Origin of the sequence: Streptomyces chiangmaiensis (genome assembly GCF_036281785.1) — a bacterium.
Lineage (GTDB): Bacteria > Actinomycetota > Actinomycetes > Streptomycetales > Streptomycetaceae > Streptomyces > Streptomyces chiangmaiensis.
In genome coordinates, this window is record NZ_JAYWVC010000304.1 from 1 (window position 1) to 7,066 (window position 7,066).

Genomic DNA, 7,066 nt, shown 5'->3' on the forward strand with positions numbered 1-7,066 from the left:
TGTCCGGCGGATCTTGTGACCGTCTCGGTCTTGGTTCGTTGGCATGTGCATGGGGCGGGGAGATCTCACAAGAGACGAATGGGTCCGGCTGAAGCCGCATCTGCCGAAGTCCGGGCTCCATGGGGGACGTTGGGGCAGTCACCGCAGGATCATCAACGGGATCCTGTACCGGAACCGGACCGGGGTGCCGTGGCGAGATCTGCCTGTGCGCTTCGGCAAGTGGAAGACCGTGTACGAGCGGCATCGGCGATGGTCAGCGGATGGCACATGGGACAGGCTCTTCGCGGCTGTCCTGGCCGATGCTGACGCGGAAGGCCGCATCGACTGGTCGGTGGTGAGCGTGGACTCCACCTCCTGCCGGGCCCACCAGCACGCCGCCGGAGCACGCAAGAAGCCTCCGAGGCTGCCGGGAAAAGACGCACGCCTCGGCAGCACCGCTCTGATGAGGGAATCGGACGCTCCCGGGGCGGCCTGACCTGCAAGATTCACCTCGCCGGTGAGGGTGGACGCCGCCCACTGGCCCTGCTGATCACCCCGGGCCAGTGGGGCGACGCCCCGCAGCTCATCCCGGTCATGGAGCGTGTCCGTGTCGCCCGGCTGGACGGCGGGCGTCCAAGGACTCGGCCTGACCATCTCGGCGGAGATAAGGCGTACTCCTCCCGCCGCAACCGCCGCTACCTGCGACGACGCCAGATCAAGCACACGATCCCCGAGCCGAAGAACCAGCGGGCCAACCGCCACCGCCGCGGCAGCAAGGGCGGCCGGCCCGTCGGCTTCGACAAGACGATCTACAAGCGCAGGAACGAAGTTGAGCGAACGATCAATGCGCTGAAGAACTCCCGGGCGGTGGCCACGAGATTCGACAAGCGCGCCTATGTCTTCCACGGCACCGTTACCTTGGCTTCGATCCGCCTTTGGCTCAAGCCGTGATCACTTGGCCTTCGTGACAAGATCTGGGCGTGACGACGTTGTTCCTGACGGTTGGCCTGCCCGGGGCCGGAAAGACCACGAGAGCTCGACAGCTGGCCAAGGAGCACAACGCGCTGCGGCTGACGCCGGATGAGTGGATGCTCCCGCTGTTCGGTGATCCGCAGCCGGCCGGGAGGCGCGATGTGCTGGAAGGACGGCTGCTCTGGCTGGGTCTGGAGGCGCTGAAGCTGGGAACGAACGTGGTCTTGGATTTCGGATGCTGGTCTCGTGACGAGAGGTCCGCGATCCGCTGGTTGGTGATGTCTGGGGGTGCGTCCTGTCAACTCGTGTACGTGCCGGTGGACCATGAGACCCAACGTGCTCGGATCGCCCATCGCCAGTCGACCACCCCTGATCAGACCTTCGTGATGCGCGAGACGGACCTCTTGCACTGGAGGACGCTGTTTGAGGAGCCCGACGCCACGGAACTCGATGGACATGAGGTAGGAGGTCCGCCTCCTGGGTGGTCAGGATGGCTGGAGTGGGCCGCCGATCGGTGGCCATCGCTCGCGTGACTGTCCGGCCAACCTTGGTGCCGCCCAGTAACGCAGCCGCCAGGAGCGCCGAGCCCGGAAAGATCCGCCGGACAGGCCCTAGTGATCTTGCGTATTCAACGGTCGCGAGTTCTCCATGGGGTCCCGCCCGGCAAACGGCTGACTGCTGAAGTACAGCGTCATCAGCTCATCCACCCGGTAGTCCGGGGCCAGCAGGACCGGATCACCCGGCCGGATCTGCACCGACACCTCACGCTCACGCAGGTCGCTCCAGGACCTCAACACCGGCAGCCGAGTGGGCACTTCCGCCCTCGCTCTCGGCACCCAAACACACGCCACATCCGGCCTCTCCCAGGCGGTCCGTACCGCTTCAACACGCCCCGGCAGCGTGTCTTTGGGCGCGAAGCGTGCCTTACATGCCTTCAGAATCTTCAAGCTGCTGACCAGCCTAAAAGGGTGTCTCACGTGGCAAGTTTCGCGAGCTTCTGTGACGAGAGAATCGGGCAAGAGCCGTCGCGTCAGCCACCGCCGGATCAAGAACAGCCGCCTGGCCGCGGCCGGCCGGAACTGGGCGTTCGCCGCACTCACCGCTTCACTCGGGGCCCATTCTCACTACAACCGCCGACGGGAAGCCGGCGACCGCTACCACGCGGCCCTCCGCAACCTGTTCAACCGCATGATCGGCCAGCTCCATCACTGCCTGACCACCCGCCAGAGGTTCGACGAAGCGGTCGCCTTCGCCCCGCCAGCACAGCCATCGCTCGCAACAGCTGCTTGACCCCATAGCTGCATGGGGTGTCTTGTCGGCGGAGACGCTGTCCGGGGTGCGGCGGGGGCGCCCGAGGCCCAGGCGGGGAACGCGGATCTTATCCATGACCGGCTCGAATTGGGTGCAGTCCGCCCGCTGCCCCGGCGTGACAAGCAGAGACAACGGGCGACAGCGGCCCTCTGCGGCAAGGTGGATTTTCGCGGTCAGTCCGCCGCGGGAGCGGCCCAGGGCCTCGCCTGGCGCACCGCCTCCTCCGGCCGGAGCCGCAGATGAGCTGATCTTCGCGGCGCCCCTTTTGAGTAACTCGGCGGCGGGTTCGTGGGTGAGCCGGCGGCGTGCTGGTAGGCCCGCACAGAGGTGGAGTCGATGTTGACGTTCCAGTCGATGTCGTCCTGGGCGTCGGCAACGGCCTGGACGTGCTGGAGCAGCCTCTCCCAGGTGCCATCGGCCGACCGCAGCAGATGTCGCTTGTGGATGGTCTTCCACGGACCGAAGCGTTCGGGAAGTTCTCGCCACTGCACCCCGGTGCTGAGCCGGTGAATGATCCCGTTGATCACCTGGCGGTGGTCCCGCCAGCGGCCGCATCGGCTGTTGCTCACCGGCAGCAGCGGCTCCAGCACAGCCCACTCAGCGTCTGTCAGTCCCCCCGGCTCATCATGAACGGATCAACGAGCGACCTGACACCAGCGGCACGGTCAGACCGGCGCCTGACCAGTTACTTCCGGCCGTCCGTGGTGCTGGAACCATTCCGGCGCCAGGATCGACATCACCGTCGCGTCCACCCGCTTGCCGTCCCACAGCAGCGCCTCGCGCAGGACGCCCTCGGCGACGAACCCCACCTTCTCGTAGACGCGGCGAGCCCGCGGGTTGAAGGTATAGACCTCCAGCGAGATGCGGTGCAGGCCCAGCTTCTCGAAGCCGTATCCGACGATCAGCCGGGTCGCTTGCGTCCCCAGGCCGTGCCCATAGGTGCCGGGAACGAGACAGATGCGGAAACTGCAGCTTTCGTTGCCCGGGGCCCAGTCGTTGAGCACCGCCTCGCCGATGACCTTCCCCGTTGGCTGCTCGACCACGGCAAGGTCTAACCGGTCGTCCTGGTCCCGGCGGGTCTCGTACCAGGTGCGTATCCGTGCCTCATCGGGCTCGCCGTCGGCGTGGCTGCCGGTCAGCCGTGATGCCTCCGCGTCCCGGAACATCGGCATGAGCTCGGGCACGTCGTCCACCGTGACCGGTCGCAGCAGCACCCCATCCCCCCTCAGCGTGGGCTTGCGGAGGAAGTCGGGACGCGGAGCACTAAGAACGTGGTCAACCATGGCCGCATTGTGTCCGGTCACCCCGCCGGGCGTCCTCCCGTTATCCGCCACACGACCAAGCCACCGCCATGCAAGCCCTCTCCCATGATCGGAGAGACAGTCCCTAGTAGGGCTTTGTTAGGTCCTGTGGTGGGGTGCGGGTGCGGGGGCGGGTTGGCCGCATATCGAGCATGCGCCGGTCCAGGTGGCCAGGATCTTCTGTAACTCGCGGAGGACCGCGTAGAGGGTCAGGCCGGCGCAGGGACTTTTGGGTCGAGCCGGAGCAGAGTGCAGAAGGCTTGGGCGAGGGCGGCCAGGGTGACGTGCCGGTGCCAGCCGAGGTAGCTGCGGCCTTCGAAGTGGTCCAGACCGAGACCATCTTTGAGTTCGCGGTAGTCGTGCTCGATCCTCCAGCGGATCTTGGCAATCCGTACCAGCTCACGCAGTGGGGTATCGGCGGGCAGGGTGGACAGCCAGTAGTCGGTGGGCTCCGCTGCTCCGGGCGGCCACTCGGCCAGCAGCCAGCACTCGGGCAGGGAGCCGTCGGCGGTGCGGGGGATGTCCCGGTTGGCGGGGCGCACGCGCAAGGCCACGAAGCGCGAGCGCATATCGGCGCGCGGGTTGCGCGGGCCGGTCTTGGTGCCCTTGCGCCAGGTGATGGTCCGGGCGGCGCCGCGTCCGGCGGCCAGGACGAGGGCGCGCAGCGTGCTGTGCGGCATCGGGTAGGCCGACCGGGGTGGACGACCGCGGCCGCTATAGGGCGGGCGCTCGGGCCGTGCATCGCCGGGGTATGCAGTGGTAGTGCCCTTAACTGCCACCGCGTAGGGCAGACCGCGTTCGCTCAGGCCCAGGCGGAAGCCAGTGGCATCTCCGTACCCGGCGTCGGCGACAACCGGCAGGTCCGGCAACTCCCACTCGTCGCGGACCTCGTCGAGCATCTCCAACGCCTGGCGCCACTTCTCGCGGTGGCGGACCTGATCGGGGATGCCCGCCAGCTTGCGGCGTCGGCGGATCGCCTCGCCCAGCAGCGGATCGTCCCCGGCCGTGGCATCGTCCCAGCTGTCGGGGATGAACAGCCGCCAGTCCACCGCTGCCGAGGCGTGGTCGCCAACCAGGTTGACGCTGACGCCTATCTGGCAGTTGCCACGCTTGCCCAAAGCACCGCAGTACATCCGGGCCACCCCCGGCGAGTCGTACCCGTCCTTGGGGAAGCCGGTGTCGTCGATCGCGTAAGCCTCCGGGGCAATGTGCGCCGCGGCCCACCGCGCGACCCGGCGCCGCACTTCGACGTAGTCCCAGGTGGAAGAGGAGATGAACTGCTGCAACTGTTGATGGTTCACACCCAGGCGCTCAGCCATCGGCTGCATCGACTTGCGCTTGCCGTCCAGCATCAGCCCACGCACGTACAGCTCGCCCTTGTCCCGTTGATCGCGGCGCTTCAACGTGCCGAGCATCTCGGCTGCGAACGCCTCCAGGCGGGGGCGTACCTCGTCCATCTCCTCAGGTGTCACACCTGACAGGACATCACAAGACTACCTCAGGATGATCAACCGGGGTACGTAACAAAGCCCTACTAGGGCCAATACCGGTAACTCCCGTTCCGCGGCCGGGGCCTTGTCCGGGTCGAGGATCGTGGTGATGAGCCGGTAGACGCCCTCATGGCCGGCGATGGTGTACTCCACCGCGCGTACTGGCACCCCACGACGGGTGTGGTGGATGTCGCTGCGGTCGAAGATCTCAGTGAGATACGAGCCGTCCGGCAGCTGCTCGACCACCGGCAGCACGAGGTCTTTGCGGACTCGCCACAGCAGGTCCGCCCCCGTGGCTGCGGCTGTGCACCATAGGTCCACGCCGTAGAAGCCACGGTCGGCCAGCAGCAGCATCCCCGGCCGCAGGGACACCAGGACTCTCCGGGCCAGAGCCTGCTCTCCGGTGCGCAGAGCTCCGATCGCAGCATCGAAGACGGCGTGGGTACCGCACTCCACCAGGCCGACCATGCGCAACTGCGGGTAGCCGACGTCCTGTTCATCGCGCCCGGAGCGGGGCGGACGGCCGAACGCCTCCACGTTCGCCTTCGTGTCGGGCAGGTCAAATGTGGTGCCGTCGATCGCGGTCAGCCGCCAGTCGCGGTAGAAGGCGCCCTGAGTGTCCGGTGTGGCAACTGGACGGCACACCCGCGCGAACAACTGCCGCAACGGCGCCACCCCCAGCCGGGACCTGGCTTTCCAGATCGCCGCCTGGCCGGCCGGGCGCCGAGGACGGGTTGGGGGCGTCGCCGTATCCGAGCATGCGCGGCTCGCCCGCGCCCAGAACCTGCAGCGCTGCGGCGAGTTCGGCAGCCCCCTCTGTCGGCCCCGGCGGCCCCCGCAGGCCTGCCGGTCAAGATCGCGGCGTTGGAACGCGCCGTTCCTGGATTGGCCGACCACCGCAGATCAGAGCCCGCCGTCCTCGACTGGGCCTTGCTCGAAAACAGCCTGGGCACCATGCTGCCCGCCGATTACAAGCGTCTCGCAGAGTGGTACCCGACCTTCGCCCTCGGAGACTTTCTCATCGTCGGCTTTCCTGAACCGGGCGAAGAGCACTACCGGCTTCGCGGTATCCGCGATGACCTTGAAGGGGGCATCCAGGAATGGTGGGAGGCCGACATGTCCATCGGCCTGCGCCCGCATCCGGCACCAGGCGGTCTACTGCCGTGGGCGGAGTCCAACGAGGGCGACAAGTTTCTTTGGAGCACGACTGGGGAGAACCCGCAGCAGTGGCTCGTCACCATCGCCTCTCGGAACGGTGGTTGGTGGCATTACGAGGGTGGCGCGGTCCAGTTCCTCGCCGAGTACTGCAACGGCACATTGGAGCCCTGGGCACTGTCCCCAGTCGACCCTGAAGTCACTCCCTGCTGAGCGCTTCGTAAGGTCGGCGTAGTGACTTTGGCCGGGAGTTTCAATGACCGAGTCAGGGGCGCATGGGGCATTCGATCAGTTCTTCTGGAAGTGAACCGGCCGGTCTCTCACCTGGGCCGATGCTCCAGCGCAACCGCTCTGGCCTGCGCTGATCCCCTGGGTGGTTGTCATCGTCTGTCAACGTTGGTCTACCTCGGACGGCCCGCAGACGGCCTCGCCTCACCACCCAAGTTTCATAGGTGATGAGGTCACCAGAACGGACGTTCGTGTGGCACGATGCCCGCCTGGAGGCGCGATGATCTACGTGGTCCTATGGGTGTTTATGGCCTTCGCTCTGGGCATTGTGGGATTGGGCGTGGCGGGGCTCACCACCGGCTGGATCCACCCATGGGAGCAAGGCCGGGTCCTACGCCCCGTGGCCCACGGGCTTGGCCACATCTTTTCGGGATGCGGCTTCTTCTGCTTCTGCCTGTTCTTCCTCTTCGCATCATCGGGCGATGTCTCGCTGAAGCTGCTCATAGTGGGGGCAGTTCTCTTCTCGATCGGGATTGTCCTGCGCATCGTGGCCACCTTCCCGGACCGCTAGGCCGGATCGTGAGTGTCCGCGGACCCGTCCAGATGGCACGTGCTGAGGTCGGCGGAGTC

The 7,066-nt window shown here is 66.8% G+C and carries 9 protein-coding genes and 1 pseudogene; 5 read left to right on the top strand and 5 right to left on the bottom strand.

Going from position 1 to position 7,066, the window contains the following annotated elements; genetic code table 11:
- Positions 1 to 49: 49 nt before the first annotated feature.
- Both VXC91_RS40675 and VXC91_RS40680 read left to right on the top strand, forming a co-directional pair.
- A protein-coding gene (locus VXC91_RS40675; RefSeq protein WP_329512398.1) for an IS5 family transposase occupies positions 50 to 930 on the top strand; the annotation gives its coding sequence in 2 pieces (ribosomal slippage) (positions 50 to 413 and positions 413 to 930; 882 coding nt in all).
- A 29-nt stretch (positions 931 to 959) separates the two neighbouring features.
- Positions 960 to 1,484, top strand: a complete 525-nt coding sequence (locus VXC91_RS40680) for an AAA family ATPase (RefSeq protein WP_329512399.1) — start codon at positions 960 to 962, stop codon at positions 1,482 to 1,484.
- Between the two features lie 78 nt (positions 1,485 to 1,562).
- Here VXC91_RS40680 and VXC91_RS40685 read toward each other — a convergent pair whose 3' ends face one another.
- Positions 1,563 to 1,766 carry a hypothetical protein gene (locus VXC91_RS40685; RefSeq protein WP_329512400.1) on the bottom strand — a complete coding sequence of 68 codons (204 nt, stop codon included), beginning with the start codon at positions 1,764 to 1,766 and terminating at the stop codon, positions 1,563 to 1,565.
- A 184-nt stretch (positions 1,767 to 1,950) separates the two neighbouring features.
- On the opposite strand from VXC91_RS40685, the gene VXC91_RS40690 reads away from it, so the two are divergent.
- A complete protein-coding gene (locus VXC91_RS40690) occupies positions 1,951 to 2,241 on the top strand; it encodes a hypothetical protein (protein WP_408057599.1) in 291 nt (96 codons plus the stop codon).
- Positions 2,242 to 2,262: 21 nt separating this feature from the next.
- Here VXC91_RS40690 and VXC91_RS40695 read toward each other — a convergent pair.
- The 4 genes and pseudogenes from VXC91_RS40695 to VXC91_RS40710 form a co-directional block, all read right to left on the bottom strand.
- A pseudogene (locus VXC91_RS40695) lies at positions 2,263 to 2,873 on the bottom strand (IS5 family transposase); the annotation flags it as partial.
- Between the two features lie 54 nt (positions 2,874 to 2,927).
- Entirely contained in the window at positions 2,928 to 3,545 is a 618-nt protein-coding gene (locus VXC91_RS40700; RefSeq protein ID WP_329512401.1) for a GNAT family N-acetyltransferase, read from the bottom strand.
- A 227-nt stretch (positions 3,546 to 3,772) separates the two neighbouring features.
- On the bottom strand, positions 3,773 to 5,035 hold the full coding sequence (locus VXC91_RS40705) for an IS701 family transposase (protein WP_408057596.1): 1,263 nt from the start codon (positions 5,033 to 5,035) through the stop codon (positions 3,773 to 3,775).
- A 21-nt stretch (positions 5,036 to 5,056) separates the two neighbouring features.
- Entirely contained in the window at positions 5,057 to 5,950 is an 894-nt protein-coding gene (locus VXC91_RS40710) for an IS4 family transposase (RefSeq protein ID WP_408057597.1), read from the bottom strand.
- Here VXC91_RS40710 and VXC91_RS40715 point away from each other — a divergent pair.
- Positions 5,870 to 6,421 (top strand): SMI1/KNR4 family protein, encoded by a 552-nt coding sequence (locus VXC91_RS40715; protein WP_408057598.1) that lies wholly within the window; start codon positions 5,870 to 5,872, stop codon positions 6,419 to 6,421. The genes VXC91_RS40710 and VXC91_RS40715 overlap by 81 nt on opposite strands.
- Positions 6,422 to 6,716: 295 nt before the next feature.
- Positions 6,717 to 7,007, top strand: coding sequence for a hypothetical protein (locus VXC91_RS40720; protein WP_329512403.1), 291 nt, complete (start codon positions 6,717 to 6,719; stop codon positions 7,005 to 7,007).
- Positions 7,008 to 7,066: the final 59 nt, after the last annotated feature.